The organism is Rathayibacter sp. VKM Ac-2801 (genome assembly GCF_009834245.1).
GTDB lineage: Bacteria > Actinomycetota > Actinomycetes > Actinomycetales > Microbacteriaceae > Rathayibacter.
This window is the reverse complement of record NZ_CP047183.1, coordinates 3,187,815-3,203,595: the sequence shown is the minus strand read 5'-3', so window position 1 is coordinate 3,203,595 and position 15,781 is coordinate 3,187,815. Positions and strand designations below refer to the sequence as shown.

Genomic DNA, 15,781 nt, shown 5'->3' with positions numbered 1-15,781 from the left:
GGACGCTCGTGCGAGCCGGCTGGTCAGCGCTGGAGGGCGGCTGCCGCTCGGCGCAGTTCTGGCACCTGCGCCTCGAGGTGGGCGCGGGGAGTGGTCTCGAGGGGGCCCGAGGCCGAGATCGCGGCGATCACGTCACCGGAGGCGTCCTGCAGGGGGACGCTCACGGCGGCGACGCCGGTCTCCCGCTCATTGATGGAGATGTGGGAGCCGTCGCGGCGGACCTGCTCGAGCTGCGCACGCAGCTCCGCCGCCGTGATCCGCTCGCCGGCCGCGGTGTCGGTGTCGCCGATCCGGTCGAGGATGCGCTCGAGCTCGTCGGCCGGCAGCGCGGCCAGGATGTTCTTCCCGGCTCCGACGTGGAGCGGGAGCCGGCGCCCGAGCGGGAGCTGGTAGCGCAGCGGGTCCTGCCCGTCGACGCGGACCGTCAGGATGCGGGAGTCTCCGATCCGGACGTAGAGCGACGCGGTCAGGCCCGTGCTGCCGGCCAGCTGCTGCAGAACCGGGCGGGCGCGGCTGCTCAGGGGATCGGTGGCCAGGTAGCCGTGCCCCATCCCGAGAGCTGCCGGTCCCAGGCGGTAGAGCCCGTTCTCGGTGGCGACGAGACCGCGGTGCTGCAGGGAGCCGAGGATCCGGAGGACGGTGGCGTTCTGCAGCCCGGAACCCCGGCTCAGCTCGACCAGGCGCAGCGGCGCATCGCTCCGCTCGAGCAGCTCGAGCAGGTCGAGCGCCCGGTCGATGCTGCGGACGGTCGAGGCGGACGCGTCCGCGGGAGTCTGGGCCATGCCCCCCATTGTCCCGGGCGCTGGTCACGGTTCCGCCAGGATGCTCTTCCGCGTCTCGGACTCGGCGGCGTGCTTGGCCTCCGCGCGCTCCAGCACGGCCTCGGCCTGATCGCGCGGGACCACGGCCAGGCCGTCCGAGTCGCCGAGCACGAGGTCGCCGGGCGACACGACGACCGACCCGATCGCGACGGGAACGCCGAGCCGGTAGGGACCGTTCCTGTACGGACCCGCGGGGCTGACGGAGCGGGCGAAGGCGGGGAAGCCCATCTCCTCCAGGTCGTCGACGTCGCGGAGGGCTCCGTCGAGGACGATGCCGATGCAGCCGGCCTTCCGCAGTCGCTCGCCGATGAGCTCGCCGACGAGAGCGCGGTCCTGCACGCCGTGGCCGTTGACGACGAGGACGTCGCCGGGGCTGAGCTGCGGGATCGCCTCGTGGATGCCGGCGTTGTCCCCGCCGGCGACCTCGACCGTGAAGGCGGGCCCCGCGAGACGGGCACCGCGCCAGACGGGCCGGATCGCGGCGTCCACCACGCCCAGGCGGTCCATGGAGTCGCCGACGTTGGCGACGGGGAGGGCGGCGAACCGCTCGAGGAGGGTCTTCTCGGTCATGTCGGTCTCGTTCCGTGTCGAGGTGCCCGCCTAGTCGGCGGGCTTCCAGCCGTGGGCGTAGGAGAGGAGGAGCGTCCAGATGCCGAGCACGCCGGCGACGCCGAAGGTCCACGGGCTGAGCGCGGCCGAGACACCGGAGATGAAGGCTCCGTTCACGACGATCAGGCCGACGATCTGCAGCAGGACGAGGATCGTGCCGAGCACGAGCATGGTGACGAGCAGGACCACGAAGACCGTGGTCATCAGCGAGATCACCCGCTGGCGGCCGGGCCCGTGGGGAGTGTCGCGGGGGGCGGATTCTTCGGACATCAGAGACTCCAGGACGAGGGCGGGAGGAGGGCGGATCGGGTGCGCATCAGTGCGGCACCGGCAGCCATCCCGGCCCGATGAGGGCGGCGATGACCAGGATCGGGAGGACGTAGAGCATGATCAGCGGCACGAACGTCTTCACCGGGTTGACCTGCGCGATGCCGGTCGCGATGTAGATCGCGGAGGCGCCGGGCGGGGAGGCGCCCTCGGTGGAGGCGGCCACAAGGACGACGCAGGCGGCGAGGATCGGATCGACGCCGGAGGCGACCAGGACGCTGAAGCCGATGCCTCCGATGGTCGCGATGGTGGCGGTCGAGCTGAGGGGCCCCGCGACCAGGACGACCAGCACGGCGACGATGATCGACATCACGACCGGGGAGGCGTCGAGCCCGTTGAGCACGCTCGAGAGCTGCTCCGCGAGCCCGAGCTCGGTGAGCACGGCGCCGCCGGCGAAGGCGAAGACCAGGGTGGCGCCGATGTCGCGGTAGCGGGGCGCGGTCTTCGCGACGAAGCCGTACCACTCCCGGCCCGACTTCGGCAGGCCGCGCCAGCCGAGTGCGGCGGCGAACAGGCCGAGCAGCACCGGGATCCACACGATGATGCTGATCGAGTCCATGACGTCCTCGCCGAGCACGCCGGTCAGCGCCTCGCCCGTCGGGCCGAGGGTGACGACGACGGGGATGACGATGCCCAGGAAGACGAGCAGCGAGGTCCAGCCGCGCCGGAACGAGGTGGCGAAGGGCAGGATGTCGGCGGCGGCGACCCGGCCGATCTTGTACTTGCGCACGAAGTAGAAGACGACGATCAGGCGCCACAGGATGCACCAGGCGGCGGCGGCGAACATCGCCAGGAGCAGCTGGTCGATCGAGATGTAGGGCGCGACCGTCGCGGTGCCGATCAGGATGAAGAACGACGCGCTGGGCGGGATCACCGTGCCGTTGCCGGCGTTCCCGGCGATCAGCGTCGCGGCGACGTGCGGCGGCCAGTTCGAGCGCTTCATCCACGGGATCGCGACCGAGCCCATGGTCGCCGCGTTGGCCGAGCCGGAGTGCGCGACCGCGCCGAAGAGAGCGGAGCCGACGGTCGCGACGTAGCCCGCTCCGCCGCGGAGGCGGCCGAGGAGCGAGTTCAGCAGATCGACCTGCCGGTCGATCACGCCGGTGGAGGCGAGCAGGAAGCCGATGAACGTGAACGCCAGCGCGGCGAACACGATCTCCTGGTCGAAGGCGGCCTGCATGCCGACGAGCACGAGGCGGAGGAAGTCGCTCCCGCCGAACGCGCAGACGACGAGGAAGCCGACGACCATGGCCTCGCCGATCCCGCGCTTGAGTGCGACGCTCCAGATCACGATGACCGCGATGTACGCGATGAGGGCCCAGACAGCCAACCCCATGGGGTGTTCCTTCCGCTCGTCGTTGAGGGAGTAGGAGTTCACTAGATGAACTCTTAGTTCGTTTTGACGAGTATGGACGGCGGAGCGGGCGCGGTCAAGTGCGCGGGCCGGGCGCCGGAGGCGCTCGTGCGTCCGCGATGCGGGCACGAGCGCAGCGCCTGATGGGGGCCGGCACCGGGATCGGAGGACGTCGGCTCGGTCAGGAGCGGCTCGCGCGGGCGGACGGCCCCGGGCGGCGGTCAGTCGACCGGCTGCGCGGCGCGCTCGAGGGCGCGCTCGAGCTCGTCGCGCTTGCGGAACTGGTTCGTCGCCCGTCGGCCGGGGCTCCAGGAGTCGATCGTCCTCTTCCTCCGCCCGCACTGCGAGGTGCCACGAACGGTCCTCTCACCGGCTCGATGACGACCGTTCGTGACGCCTGGAGCGCGGGTCGAGCGCGCGAGCACGGCGAGTGGCGCCCTGCGGTGGTCAGCCGACCAGGTGCGTCGCGCGCTCGAGGGCGCGCTTGAGCTCGTCGCGCTTGCGGGGCTGGTTCATGGCCCGCTGGCCGGGGCTCCAGGAGTCGATGACGGTCGGGCCGTCGACCAGGTACGGCTCGATGTTCTTCTTCCAGCCGCTGGTCGGCGCGGTCCCGGCGTTGACGACGACCCGCAGGTCGGGGAGCAGCGGCAGGAGCCGGCGCAGCTCCATCGCGCCCTGCCGCACCTCGTCCGCGTCGGGGACGCCGTCAAGCCGCCAGGGCACGATGTTCCAGACCAGCGTGCGGGCGTGCAGTCCGACCTCGTCGCGGAGGGCCCAGGTCGCCGCGGCCGTCGCGTCGTCGTTGTCGACGGAGACGAAGCCGGAGCCGTCGGGGCCCGCCGACATCGGTCCCGGGGCCTCCAGCACGAGGAGCGCGCGCGCCTCGACGCCCGCCTCGGCCGGGTCGAAGTCGGGCACGACGGCACCGGGATGCCTGCGGGTGCGCCGGGCGAGGAGCTCCTCGCGGAACGCCCGGAGGGGCTGCACCGAGGGCTCGTCCTCGAGCAGGGCCCGGCGCTCGTCGAGGGCGGAGCGGTCGCGGAAGCCGTACGGCTCGGTCAGGAACACCCTCCGAGGCTAGTCGCGATCCGCGTCGCGGCGGTGTGCGGATGCGATCGACGAGGGCGCTCGTCGTCGTCGTTCCAGCGATCGCAGCACGACTGACAGGAGGCGCGCGCCGGCCGCCGGCCGGCGTACAGGAGCAGACCTCGGCCGTGCGGCCGCGTGCACCGTGACGATCCCGCTCCGGCCACCCGCCGCGTCGTCGCGAAGGATCCGCCGCGAGCCGATTCCCGCCGGACGGAGACGGTCTCGCCTCGACGCCCCCCGTCAGGGCCGGGATGCACCGTCCGCTTGACGCCGCCGTGTCCTCTGGGTTGGCTCCTCACGGGGGCGTCGCGTTCGCGTGTCCCGTTGCTCACGCACGACACCAGGGGGACCTCGCATGACCGTCACGACCACACGATCGACCACACGATCGACCACTCAGCACCGGTGGCGCGGTGCACTCGGCGCCGGCGTCGGGGCTGTCGCGCTGCTCAGCGCTCTTCTCGTCGCCGGTCCGGCCCAGGCCGCGGGAACTCAGACCGTGCTGGCCCTCGGCGACTCCATCTCCCGCGGAGCGTCGACCTGCAACCAGTCGACCAGCGACTGCGTGGCGAACAGCTGGTCGACGGGACAGAACGCGGCCGTCGACTCCATCGCGACCCGGTTGGAGGCGTCGAGCTCGTCGACGACAGTGACCACGTCCAACAAGGCCGTCTCCGGCAGTGTCATCGCTGGAGTCGGTGCCCAGATCACCGGCGCCGCTGCCGCCGGTGCGGACCCCGACTTCGTCACGCTCCTGATCGGCGGCAACGACCTCTGCAAGTCCTTCGACATGACCTCCGCCGCAGGCTTCACGTCCTCCGCTGCCGATGTCATGTCGAAGATCGGTGCCGCGTGGCCCGACGCGACGATCCTCGTCGCGTCCGTGCCGAACATCGCCGACGAGTGGAACAGCGTCAGATCCACGCCCGGAGCCGCCATCTGGTCTGCCGCGAAGCTCTGCCGCAAGACCCGCGGAGTGGACAGCAGTGGGAACCAGTTGACCGGTACCGCGTACAGCGCTTCCGTCGCCGAGGCGGCCGCCCGCGCCTCCGCCTACAACAGCGCCCTCCTCTCGGCCTGTGACGCCGCAGCGAACGACTGCATCTGGGACGGCGGAGCGATCACTCGGATGAGCGTGCCCCTGAGCACCATCGCGACCGACGTCGACTACTTCCATCCCAACGTGAGCGGACAGGCGAAGATCGCAGCGACCACCTGGAACGCCTGGGGTCTGCCGCTGGGCGGCACCACGCCGACTCCGACGCCGACCTCGACGCCGACCTCGCCGCCGACCTCGACGCCGACCTCGACGCCCGTCGTCGACACGATCGCGCCCTCCGTCCGGATCACCTCGCCCGCGACGGGAACGACCGTCGGCTCCAGCGTGACCTTCGTCGCCTCCGCCTCCGACAACGTCGGCACGACCCGCGTCAGCTTCTGGAGCGGCTCGACCAGGCTCGGCGACGCCACCAGGGCCACCGACGGATCCTGGCGCCTGACCGTCTCCACCTCCGCCTATCCCGCCGGCAGGTACAGCATCACCGCGCGCGCCCTCGACGCCGCCGGGAACGAGGGACGCAGCGCCGCCGTCTCCATCACGCGCTGATCCCGGAGTGGGGCACCGGGCTCCGCCGACCGGTTCGCGGAGCCCGTCCACGCGCGAGCAGGGGCGGGGAGGGCCGCGTCGGCGGCCCTCCCCGGGAGGGGCCACGTGCCCGCCCTCCTGCGTGACCCCGGCAGGGCCTGGCTCGCGCCGACCCGGGCTCCTACCGTCGGGACTGCAGTCAGCAGCAGGCAACCGGAGGGGGTCATCGTGTCGGACGAGCCGTCAGTGAGCATCGACGTCGCGTACGTCGACGGGGGTTCCCCGCATCAGGTGCTGGACGTGTACAGCAGGACGGTGTCCCCGGCCGAGGACGCCGCTCGGCCGGCCGTCGTGCTGATCCACGGCGGCGGGTGGTTCCGGGGGGACAAGAGCAAGGAGCGGGCGCTGGCGACGATGCTGGTCGACGCCGGCTACCTCGTGTTCGCGGCGGACTACCGCGAGGCTCCGGACTCGGTCTTCCCGGCCAGCAGGGACGACGTGCTCGCCGCGGAGCGGTGGGCGGTCGCGTCCGAGTGGGCGTTCGACCGGAGCCGGCTGGCCTTCTTCGGCGGATCGGCGGGCGGGAACCTGGTCGTGGAGGCCGCGATCGCCACCGGCCGGCCCGCCGTCAGCTGGTCGGGGATGTTCGACCTCCTCAGCATCGTCGAGGCGACGGACGACCTGCCGGCCACGCCGACGACGCAGGACCTCGACGCCATGAAGAGCGCCGACATCAACCAGACCGGCCGGAACGACGCCTTCCTGCGCTGGACGATCCTCAACGAGGTCGGAGGCGACCGCGGCCTGCTCACCGCCGCCTCCACGACCCGCCACGCCTCGCCTGACGGCGGACCGGTGTTCCTGGCGAACTCGCTCGACGAGTTCGTGCCCGTGAGTGACGCGCAGGCCATGCAGGCGGCGCTCTCCGCGGTCGGCGTCGCCAGCACACTGCAGCTGATCCCGGGCACCCGTCACGCCGAGGGGTACACGGAGGCGGCCATCGGCCCCTCGCTCGCCTTCCTCCGCGACGCCCTCCCGCCGGCCCGAGCATGAGGACGGAGTTCGCCGGCGTCGGCAACGTCTTCTACTTCGTCGACGACCTCGACGCCGCGGTCGCCTGGTACTCGGCGCGGCTCGAGCGCGACCCGGTCGTCCGGGGCGGGGCGCTCGTGGCCTTCGACCTGGACGGCACCCGCCTGACGCTGCACGAGCGGGACGCGCTGAACCGGCCCGGACCCGACGGCACGAGCCCGTACTGGACGGTCCCCGACGTCGACGCCGTCGTCGCCGACTGGACGGCGAACGGCGCCGTCGCCCACCGCGGTCCGAAGACGGTGTTCACGGGGGAGCGGCTGTGCCAGCTGCTGGACCCCTTCGGCAACCTCTTCTCGGTGCGGCAGGCCGTGCCCCGTGACTGAGGACGTCGCTCCCGCTCCCGCCGCATCCGCTTCGGCCGAGCCCGCCGCGTCGGCGCAGCCGTCGGCCTGGGCGCCCATGGCGATCACCGCCTTCCGGGTGCTGTGGTTCGCCCAGCTGGGCAGCAACATCGGCACCTGGATGCAGACCGTCGGAGCCCAGTGGTACCTGGTCGAGGCGGCCGCCGGCGCGGCGGTCGTCGCGCTCGTGCAGACGGCGAGCCTGGCGCCCTCGATCCTGGTCGCCCTCCCCGCGGGCGTGCTGGCCGACTCGCTCGACCGGCGGCGGCTGCTCATCTGGGGGTCGTCGGCCAGCGCGCTGCTGGCGGCCGCTCTGACGGTCGTGGCGGCGGTCGGCGCGCTGACGCCGTGGACGATCCTGGCCTTCACCTTCCTCCTCGGCATCACCTCCACCCTGACCTCGCCCGCCTGGCAGGCCATCCAGCCGGAGCTCGTGCCCCGGAACCTGATCGCGGCGTCGTCGGCCCTCGGCGGCGTGACGGTGAACGGCGCCCGCGCGGTCGGCCCGGCCCTGGCGGGGGTCGTCCTCTCGGCGTTCGGCGCTCCGGTGGTCTTCGGCGTCAACGCCCTGAGCTTCATCGGCGCCGTGCTCGCCCTGCTCTGGTGGAAGCGGCCTCCGCAGACGGGCCTCGACGACCGCGAGCAGTTCGGCGCCGCGCTGAAGGGAGGGATCCGGTACGTCGCCTCCGCGCACCTCGTCCGCCGGATCCTCCTCCGCTCCGCGCTCTTCGCGCTGCCGGCCAGTGCGCTCTGGGCGCTGCTGCCAATCACGGCGAAGCGGCTCCAGCTCGACTCGAGCGGCTACGGCTTCCTCCTCGGGGCACTGGGGGCCGGCGCCGTGCTCGGCGTCTTCGCCCTGCCGCTCGCCCGCCGGAAGCTCTCGGACGACGTCGTCATCGGGGCGAGCGCCGTGCTGTTCGCGGCGGGGACGCTCGCGGCGGCCTTCCTGCCCCTCGTCCCGGCGCTGCTCCTGCTGGTCCTCGCGGGGCTGGCCTGGATCGGCACCCTCACCGTGCTGAACGCGGCACTGCAGCTCACGCTGCCGCAGTGGGTGCGGTCCCGCGGAGCCTCGATCTACATCCTGGTCTTCATGGGGACGATGGCGATCGGCTCGATCGGCTGGGGCTTGGCGGCGCAGGTGCTCGGCACCGCACCCGCGTACGCCGCGGCGGCCGCTCTGCTCCTCCTGGTGGCGGCCAGCGTACGGGTGCTCCCCCTGCTGCCGGGGACGGGCACCGTCGACCGCAGCATCTCGATGTCGTGGCCCACGCCCACGCTGGTGTTCGAGCCGGAGCCGACGGACGGGCCGGTGATGGTGCAGGTCTCGTGGACGGTCCGCCCCGACTCCCTTGCGGCCTTCCGGTCGGCCATGCGGTCGCTGGAGAGCTCCCGCCGCCGGACCGGGGCCTCGAGGTGGGCGCTCTACCGGAGCGGGGAGGAGGCCGACGTGCAGCTGGAGACGTTCATGGTGCCCTCGTGGGGGGAGTTCCGGCGGCAGGAGACCCAGCGGCTCACCGGCCGCGACCGCGAGATCCGCGCGGCGGCGCTGGCGCACGCCGACGGCGATCCCGTCGAGCGGCACTTCTTCCCGAGCGCGACGCCCTCCTCCTGAGGAGGGGCCGGCGGCGAGCCGTCCTCGTGAGCGCCGGGACACCATCCTGCCGGCGGTGTCTCGGCGGCAGACGGACGCCTCGGCGGGCGTCTCAGGCGCGAGGGGGAGGAGCGCCGCGGTCAGCCGCCGACCGTGGAGCCGAAGCCGGACTTGCCGGAGGAGCCGAAGCCCCCGGAGAGGGTGGCCTTCGAGCCGACGGTCGAGCCGGCCGGCGCCCGCTGCACGACGTCGGGCTGGGTCGCTCCACGGGCCGCGAAGCCGCCGGACGCGACGGGCGCCCAGCTGGTCGCCCGCGTCGAGTTCCAGCGCGAGGACGCGAAGATCAGCGGGCCGAGCCAGAAGCCGCCGGCGTAGTGCCCGCGGTACTCGTCGGTCGCCTCGCACAGCTGCTCGGGGTCGTCGCCGACCTCCTCGCCCTGCGCCTGGAGCTGGGCGATCTGCTCCCGCACGTCGGCGAGGCAGTCCTCGCGGCTCGCGTAGACGGGGCGCTCGGCGTTCTCGGGGATGACGTAGTCCTGGCCGTCGGCTCCGGTGGCGACGACGCCGTCGGTCGAGGGGCCGCCGTTGGCGAGGGCGACGGCCAGGCCGACCGCGCCGACCGCGACCGCGCCGCCGATGAGCAGGCCGCGGCGGTTCTTCGCGATGCCGCTGATGCCGACGCTGCGGGAGCGGTGGGGAGCGGTGCGGGTGGCGCCGTCGCCGGTGCCGCGGCTCGTGCCGCCGCTCGGCGTGCCCGAGCCCGCCCCGGGCTCACGGCTGCCCCAGTCGTTCCCGGAGCTCGGCGTCCCGGAATCGCCGGGGGTGCGGTCGTCGTCCGTCATCGGGTCTCCTCGTCCTGCGGCCGGGCCGCGCGGGTGTCCTGGGGCCGGTCGTGCTCGGGGGCGCCGTACTCGGGCGCGGGGGTGCCGGGCGCGGGAGCGCCGTAGGCGGGGGTGGAACGGTGCTCGGGGCGGGAGGCGGCCGTCGCGGCCCCGTCGCTCCGTCCGCCCTCGATGTAGTGGGGGACGAACTCCGCCAGGTCGCCGGTGATCAGGCCGCTCGTCTCGCGCACGTCGATGCCGGCCGGGGTCTCGCCGACGATCCAGCTGCCGATGACGACGGTCTTCCCGTCGACCCGGGCGAGCTCGGCGCGCTCCTGGTGGATGAAGCCCTCCGCGCCGTAGCTCCCGCCGTTCTCGGCGACGATCGAGCCGTCGGCGTCGAGGACCGTCACGTTCGCGCCCTCCCGGCCCAGGCGCGGCTTGCGCACCTGCGCGGTGCCGGGCAGCGGATGCACGGAGGCGGGCAGCAGGTTCGGGTGGCCGCGGAACATCTCCCACAGCACCACCAGCAGCTGCTTGTTGCTGAGCAGGAGCTTCCACGCCGGCTCGACCCAGCGGGTGCGCTCGCGCCGGTCGAGGAGCAGGCCGCCGAACTGCTCGCCGAGCATCCACTCCCAGGGGTACAGCTTGAAGACGTGGCGGATCGGCTCGCCGTCGCCGTCGAGGAAGCCGGCGCCGTCGAGCTCGTAGCGGATGTCCTCGACGAAGATCAGCTTGGGGTCGAAGCCGGCCTGCGCGGCGGTCTCGGCCATGTAGGCGACGGTGTCGGCGTCCTCGACGATCAGCTCGCCGTCTCCGGAGTCGTGCAGCGACGCGAGGTGCAGGCGGGCGCCCTCGTCGAGGCTCCAGCGCTCGAGGCGGAGGTGGCGCCACTGCTCGACGAGCTGCTCGTGCAGGCTGTTGAACTGGTCGGCGTCGGGCCCCTTCGTCTCGACGAGCCACTGCCACTGGGCCGCGGCCGTCTCGACGAGCGAGGTCGGGGTGTCGGCGTTGAACTCGAGCAGCTTCACCGCGCCCGCGCCGTCGTAGGCGAGGTCGAAGCGGCCGTAGACCGTGGGGTCGTCCTCGTCCCACGAGGTGCGCACCAGTTCGTGGAAGCGGGGCGGGATGCCGAACTCGGCGAAGCGGCCCTTCCGCACCACGAGCTCGCACGCCTCCATGCAGAGGTCGAAGAGCTCCGAGGTCGTGCGCTCGAGCAGGTCGATCTCGGCGGGCTCGAAGGAGTAGGCCGCGGACTCGTTCCAGTAGGGGCGGCCGCCCTCGGAGGGGAGGTCGTAGAAGCTGAAGCCGATCTCGTCGCAGCGGGCTCGCCAGTCCGGTCGCGGAGTGAGGGTGTGTCTGCGCATGGTGTCCGGCAAGTGTAGGTCGGGCGTCCGCGTGAGGGCAGGGGGTGGCGCCGTCCTCCGCGCTAGCCTCGACGGGAGCGAAAGGCCGCGCCATGACCGCACCCCTCCCGCTCGCGGGCGTCCGCGTCCTCGAGCTCGGCAACTTCATCGCGGCGCCCACCGCCGGCCGGCTGCTCGCCGACTTCGGCGCCGAGGTGATCAAGGTGGAGCGGCCCGGCACGGGGGACGAGCTGCGCCGCTGGCGGCTGCACGAGGGGTCCGAGACCTCGCTCCTCTTCCACACGATCAACCGCAACAAGCGCTCGATCGCTCTCGACCTGCGCACGGACGAGGGGCGCGACGCCGTCCGCCGCCTGGTCGCCGAGTGCGACGTGGTGCTCGAGAACTTCCGGCCCGGCACGCTCGAGCGCTGGGGGATCGGGCCGGACGTGCTCGACGAGGCCCGGCCCGGCATCGTGATCGGCCGCATCTCCGCGTTCGGGCAGACCGGCCCGCTGTCGGCCCGCCCCGGGTTCGCGGCGGTCGCGGAGGCGATGGGCGGGTTCCGCGAGCTGGTCGGCGACCCGGACCGGCCGCCCGTGCGCGTCGGCGTCTCGATCGGCGACTCGATCGCTGGCCTGTACGCGGGCTACGGAGTGATGATGGCGCTGTTCCAGCGCGAGACCCGCCGGTCCGCGGGGCTGGATGCGGCGCCGCTGGCCGAGCGGGTCGTCGACGTGGCGCTGCACGAGGCGATGTTCTCGATGACGGAGTCGCTGATCCCCGACTACCAGGCGCACGGCATCGTCCGGGAGCGCGTCGGCGGGCGGATGGAGGGCATCGCCCCGACCAACGCCTACACTTGCGCCGACGGGGCGAGCATCGTGATCGCGGGGAACGCGGACGCGATCTTCCAGCGGCTGATGGCGGTGATCGGCCGCGCCGACCTGGGCGAGGACCCCGCGCTCGCCTCGAACGAGCAGCGCTGGGCCCGGCGCGACGAGCTGGACGCGGCGATCGGCGCGTGGACGGAGGGCCGAACGGCCGCCGAGGCGCTCGCGGTCCTCGACGACGAGGGCGTCCCCTCCGGTCCGATCTACACGGCCGCCGACATCAGCGCGAGCGAGCAGTACGCGGCGCGCGACATGATCCAGGCCTTCGACGTCGAGGACGCCGGCGGCACTCTGCGCGGCGTGGGCTTCCCGGGGATCGTGCCGGTGCTCGGCGGCCGATCCCTCCCCATCCGCTCGCTCGCGCCCGACCTGGGCCAGGACACCGAGGAGGTGCTGGGGATGCTCCGGCGCACCGATCCCGCTCCCTCCGCCGCTGCTGCCTCCGCCGCTGCGGCCGAGGAGGCCGGCCGGTGACCGCGCTCGCCTCCGCGCGCCTGCGCGACGTCACCCTCCGCGACGGCCTGCAGCTCACCGGCAAGCTCCTGACCACCGAGCGCAAGGTCGACCTCGCGCGCACGCTGCTGGCGGCGGGGGTGCCCGAGCTCGAGATCGGCTCGCTCGCGCGCGGCGACCTCGTCCCTCCGATGGCCGACACCCTCGACGTGATCGCCGCGCTGACTCCCGAGGAGCTGGAGCGGTGCTGGGTGTGGGTCGCGACTCCGCGCCACGTGGAGCGCGCGGCCGCCGCGGGGGCGCGCCGCTTCCAGTACTGCTTCTCCGCGTCCGACTCGCACAACCTCGCCAACGTCGGCAGGCCGACCGAGGCGAGCCTGGCCGCGATGCCGGAGGCGGTCGCGCTCGCCGAGAGCGTCGGCGGGCGGATCCAGCTGTGCATCGCCACCTCGTTCACCTGCCCGTTCGAGGGCCCGGTCGACCCGGAGCGCGTGCTCGCGATCGCGCGCGACCCGCGGGCGGAGGGGGCGGCCGACGTGGTCGTCTGCGACACGCTCGGGCAGGCGCACGCCGGCCAGGTGGCGTCGCTCGTCTCGCGCGTGGCCGCGGAGACCCCGCCCCGCGAGATCGTGTTCCACGGGCACGACACCTGGGGCTCGGGCGTCGCGAACGCGATCGCGGCCGTGCAGGCCGGGGCCGCGGTGGTCGACGGAGCGCTCGGCGGCCTCGGCGGTTGTCCCTTCGCACCGGGCGCCAGCGGCAACACGGCGACCGAGGACCTCCTGTTCGCTCTGCGCCCGGAGTGGTTCACGCCCGACGCGCTCGCGGTCCTCGTCGGCGAGTCGGAGTCGCTGCTCGCGGAGCTCGGCGAGCCCGGCCGCTCGAAGGCCGCGCAGGGCGCCCGCTCGAACGCCCCCGCGTTCCCCTGGGCACTGCCCGCCTGAGCGACCGACCCCCCCGCTCGCCGTTCCGAGGCGTCACGAACGGTCGTCTCCCGCCGCGGATGACGACCGTTCGTGACGCATCGGATGACCACCCGGTCGCGGCGACCCGGATGGCGGCCGAGCCGGAGGAGGATCGGCCGCGACGCGCGGAGCGGCGTGCCGGGTCAGCGCGCGAGCAGTGCGCCGAGGCGGGCGCGCTCGGCGCGCAGGACGTCGACCAGGAGGGCACCCTCGGGAGCGGCGAGCCAGTGCTCGAGGGAGAGGTCGAAGAGGGCTGAGGCCGCGAGGGCGGCGAGGGCCGCGTCGTCGGGCGCGAATCCGGCGTCGACGAGGGCGGCGCGCATGCTCTCGGCGAGGGCGGCCGACTTGAGGAGCTCGCGCTCGCGCAGCTGCGGCTCGGAGCGCACGACGGCGCGGCGGGCGGCGATCGGAGTGCGCCAGGTCTGGAGGTCGCCCGAGGCGGCCGCCTCGAGGCCGTGCATCACGATATCCATCGGGCCCAGGCCCGCGGGGGCGCCTGCGAGCAGCCGGCCGACGATCTCGGGGAACTCGCGCTCGCGGAGGAAGAGGACGTCGCGCTTGTCGGCGAAGTGGCGGAAGAAGGTGCGGGTGGTGAGCCCGGCGCGCTCCGCGATCGCGGGCACGGTGGTGCCCGCGTAGCCGTGCTCGGCGAAGAGCTCCATCGCCGCCTGCTCGAGGCGGAGGGCGGCGTCGGGGGCCCAGCGTGACATCCGGCCAGGATAGCTGACGACACGACGTGTCATCAGGAGTAGGGTGACGACACGTCCTGCCATCACTTCCGACTGGAGCCGCTCGTGCCCGAGAACACCGCCGCCCTGCTGACCGCCCCACGGGCCGACCTCGTCGTCCGCCCCGCTCCGATGCCCGTCGCCGGACCGGGGGAGGTCCTGCTGCGCAACCGGGCCCTGGCCGTGAATCCGGTCGACGAGATGAAGCAGTGGACGGGGGACCTGATGTTCCGGTGGGTGCCGTACCCGGCTGTGCTGGGGGAGGACGTGGCGGGAGTCGTCGAGGCGGTCGGCCCCGGAGTCACGCGCTTCGCCGTCGGCGATCGGGTCGTCGCGTACGCGGTCGGGATGGAGCGCGGGCGGCGGAACCGCGACGAGGGCGCGTTCCAGGAGTACACGGTCGTGCGCGAGGACCTGGCGGCGCCGATCCCCGACCGGCTGGGCTTCGAGGACGCGGCGGTGCTGCCGCTCGCGGTCTCGACGGCGGCGACGGCGCTGTTCCAGCGGGACCACCTCGCCCTGCCGCACCCGAGCGTCCCGGTCCGCCCGACGGGCAGGACGGTCGTGGTCTGGGGCGGGACGACGAGCGTGGGGAGCAACGCGATCCAGCTCGCCGTCGCCTCCGGGCACCGCGTGGCTACGACCGCGTCTCCCCGCAACCACGAGCGGATGCGCGAGCTGGGTGCCGAGATCGTGCTCGACTACCGCAGCCCCACCGTCGTCGCCGACCTGGTGGCGGCGCTCGCGGGCCACGAGGTCGCGGGGGTGCTCGCGATCGGGACGGGCTCCGGCGCTCCGTCGGTGGCGGTCGCCGCGGCCACCGGAGCGCGACGCGTCGCCCTGGCCAGCCCCTCCGTCTCGTTCGGCTCGCTCCCGCGGCGGCGCGGTCTCAGTGCCGCCTTCGTGCGGACGATGCTGCGCGTGGCCGGCGGTACCGCGGCGCTGCAGATCGCGGCCCGGCGCCGCGGCGTCCGCGCCCGCTTCGTCTGGGGCGGCTCGCTGATGACGAACGAGGTGGGGCCGATGCTGTGGCGCGATCACCTGCCGTCGGCGCTCGCCGAGGGCCGCCACGTCTGCGCCCCCGCGCCCGAGGTGGTGGGTGAGGGGCTGGCCGCGCTGCAGCCCGCTCTCGACCGGCTGCACCGGGGCGTGTCGGCGGTGAAGCTGGTCGTCCGCCTCTGAGGTCGGGCCGCAGCCGCCCGCCCGAGCCGTGCCGCGGGGTGGCCGCTGCGCCGGGGCCTCGGTATCATGGCGCGCTCCGACGCGACCCGAGGAGACCCGTGATCCGCCGCACCGCCCCCGGAGCCGCCGCGCTCCTCCTGCTCGCCCTGACCGGCTGCTCCGCCGGGTCGTCGCCCGCGGCGTCTTCGCCCGCCGGCCCGGAACCCGTCGGCGGCCTCGGGGTCGCCGTCTCCGCGCTCTGCGAGGCCGGCTCCGCTCCGCAGTGCGTCTCGGTCGGCGGGCAGGACGTCCTCGTCGATCCCGCCGACTTCACCCGCGCGGGCGTCGCCGCGGTCGAGGCCGATCCGGGCACAGGAGTCGTCGACGTCCGGTTCGACGAGGCCGGCGCCGCCCTCCTGCGCCGCGGCTCGCAGGCGGCGATCGACGAGGGGGCCGACGCCCGGCTCCTCCTCCGCGCGGGCGACCGGGTCGAGTCGGCGCTCTCCGTGATGCAGCCGATGGAGGGGGACACCGTGCAGATCGTGCCGGCGGAGGGCGACGCGCAGGGGCTCGTCGACCGGATCCTCGCCGGCTGACGCGCC

At 73.8% G+C, this 15,781-nt stretch carries 16 protein-coding genes; 8 read left to right on the top strand and 8 right to left on the bottom strand.

The genetic code is table 11. The annotated features are described in order from the left end of the window. Positions 1–23: 23 nt before the first annotated feature. The 5 genes from GSU45_RS14950 to GSU45_RS14930 all read right to left on the bottom strand — a co-directional run bounded on the left by GSU45_RS14950 (position 24) and on the right by GSU45_RS14930 (position 4,179). Positions 24–782: an IclR family transcriptional regulator gene (locus GSU45_RS14950; RefSeq protein WP_208543450.1), complete on the bottom strand. Its 759-nt coding sequence runs from the start codon at positions 780–782 to the stop codon at positions 24–26. 24 nt (positions 783–806) lie between these two features. Next, the gene (locus tag GSU45_RS14945) at positions 807–1,391 is read right to left on the bottom strand and encodes a methyltransferase (RefSeq protein WP_159916096.1); all 585 of its coding nucleotides are present in this window, start codon (positions 1,389–1,391) and stop codon (positions 807–809) included. Between the two features lie 30 nt (positions 1,392–1,421). Then, positions 1,422–1,700 (bottom strand): hypothetical protein, encoded by a 279-nt coding sequence (locus GSU45_RS14940; protein WP_159916094.1) that lies wholly within the window; start codon positions 1,698–1,700, stop codon positions 1,422–1,424. A 46-nt stretch (positions 1,701–1,746) separates the two neighbouring features. Further along, positions 1,747–3,093, bottom strand: a complete 1,347-nt coding sequence (locus GSU45_RS14935; RefSeq protein ID WP_159916092.1) for a TRAP transporter large permease subunit — start codon at positions 3,091–3,093, stop codon at positions 1,747–1,749. Between the two features lie 465 nt (positions 3,094–3,558). Further along, the gene (locus tag GSU45_RS14930; protein WP_244248135.1) at positions 3,559–4,179 is read right to left on the bottom strand and encodes a uracil-DNA glycosylase; all 621 of its coding nucleotides are present in this window, start codon (positions 4,177–4,179) and stop codon (positions 3,559–3,561) included. 376 nt (positions 4,180–4,555) lie between these two features. Here GSU45_RS14930 and GSU45_RS14925 point away from each other — a divergent pair, with 376 nt between their 5' ends. The 4 genes from GSU45_RS14925 (at position 4,556) to GSU45_RS14910 (ending at position 8,833) form a co-directional block, all read left to right on the top strand. After that, entirely contained in the window at positions 4,556–5,806 is a 1,251-nt protein-coding gene (locus GSU45_RS14925; protein ID WP_159916090.1) for an SGNH/GDSL hydrolase family protein, read from the top strand. Positions 5,807–6,031: 225 nt separating this feature from the next. Beyond that, positions 6,032–6,838 carry an alpha/beta hydrolase gene (locus GSU45_RS14920; RefSeq protein ID WP_159916088.1) on the top strand — a complete coding sequence of 269 codons (807 nt, stop codon included), beginning with the start codon at positions 6,032–6,034 and terminating at the stop codon, positions 6,836–6,838. After that, entirely contained in the window at positions 6,835–7,203 is a 369-nt protein-coding gene (locus GSU45_RS14915; RefSeq protein ID WP_159916086.1) for a VOC family protein, read from the top strand. The genes GSU45_RS14920 and GSU45_RS14915 overlap by 4 nt, the downstream gene beginning before the upstream one ends. After that, a complete protein-coding gene (locus GSU45_RS14910) occupies positions 7,196–8,833 on the top strand; it encodes an MFS transporter (protein WP_244248134.1) in 1,638 nt (545 codons plus the stop codon). The genes GSU45_RS14915 and GSU45_RS14910 overlap by 8 nt, the downstream gene beginning before the upstream one ends. 119 nt (positions 8,834–8,952) lie before the next feature. Here the strand turns inward: GSU45_RS14910 and GSU45_RS14905 are convergent, their stop codons facing one another. Continuing rightward, entirely contained in the window at positions 8,953–9,654 is a 702-nt protein-coding gene (locus GSU45_RS14905; protein WP_159916084.1) for a hypothetical protein, read from the bottom strand. After that, on the bottom strand, positions 9,651–11,000 hold the full coding sequence (locus tag GSU45_RS14900; protein ID WP_208543449.1) for a glutathionylspermidine synthase family protein: 1,350 nt from the start codon (positions 10,998–11,000) through the stop codon (positions 9,651–9,653). The genes GSU45_RS14905 and GSU45_RS14900 overlap by 4 nt, the downstream gene beginning before the upstream one ends. A gap of 92 nt (positions 11,001–11,092) precedes the next feature. Between GSU45_RS14900 and GSU45_RS14895 the strand changes: the two genes are divergently transcribed. Both GSU45_RS14895 and GSU45_RS14890 read left to right on the top strand, forming a co-directional pair. Further along, a complete protein-coding gene (locus GSU45_RS14895; RefSeq protein WP_159916082.1) occupies positions 11,093–12,346 on the top strand; it encodes a CoA transferase in 1,254 nt (417 codons plus the stop codon). After that, positions 12,343–13,269, top strand: a complete 927-nt coding sequence (locus tag GSU45_RS14890; protein WP_208543448.1) for a hydroxymethylglutaryl-CoA lyase — start codon at positions 12,343–12,345, stop codon at positions 13,267–13,269. The genes GSU45_RS14895 and GSU45_RS14890 overlap by 4 nt, the downstream gene beginning before the upstream one ends. Before the next feature lie 164 nt (positions 13,270–13,433). Here the strand turns inward: GSU45_RS14890 and GSU45_RS14885 are convergent, their stop codons facing one another. Then, entirely contained in the window at positions 13,434–14,000 is a 567-nt protein-coding gene (locus tag GSU45_RS14885; protein ID WP_159916080.1) for a TetR/AcrR family transcriptional regulator, read from the bottom strand. An 84-nt stretch (positions 14,001–14,084) separates the two neighbouring features. On the opposite strand from GSU45_RS14885, the gene GSU45_RS14880 reads away from it, so the two are divergent. Both GSU45_RS14880 and GSU45_RS14875 read left to right on the top strand, forming a co-directional pair. After that, positions 14,085–15,200, top strand: coding sequence for a zinc-binding alcohol dehydrogenase family protein (locus tag GSU45_RS14880; RefSeq protein ID WP_159916078.1), 1,116 nt, complete (start codon positions 14,085–14,087; stop codon positions 15,198–15,200). A 98-nt stretch (positions 15,201–15,298) separates the two neighbouring features. Then, complete coding sequence (locus GSU45_RS14875) at positions 15,299–15,775, top strand: hypothetical protein (RefSeq protein WP_159916076.1); 477 nt, start codon at positions 15,299–15,301, stop codon at positions 15,773–15,775. Positions 15,776–15,781: the final 6 nt, after the last annotated feature.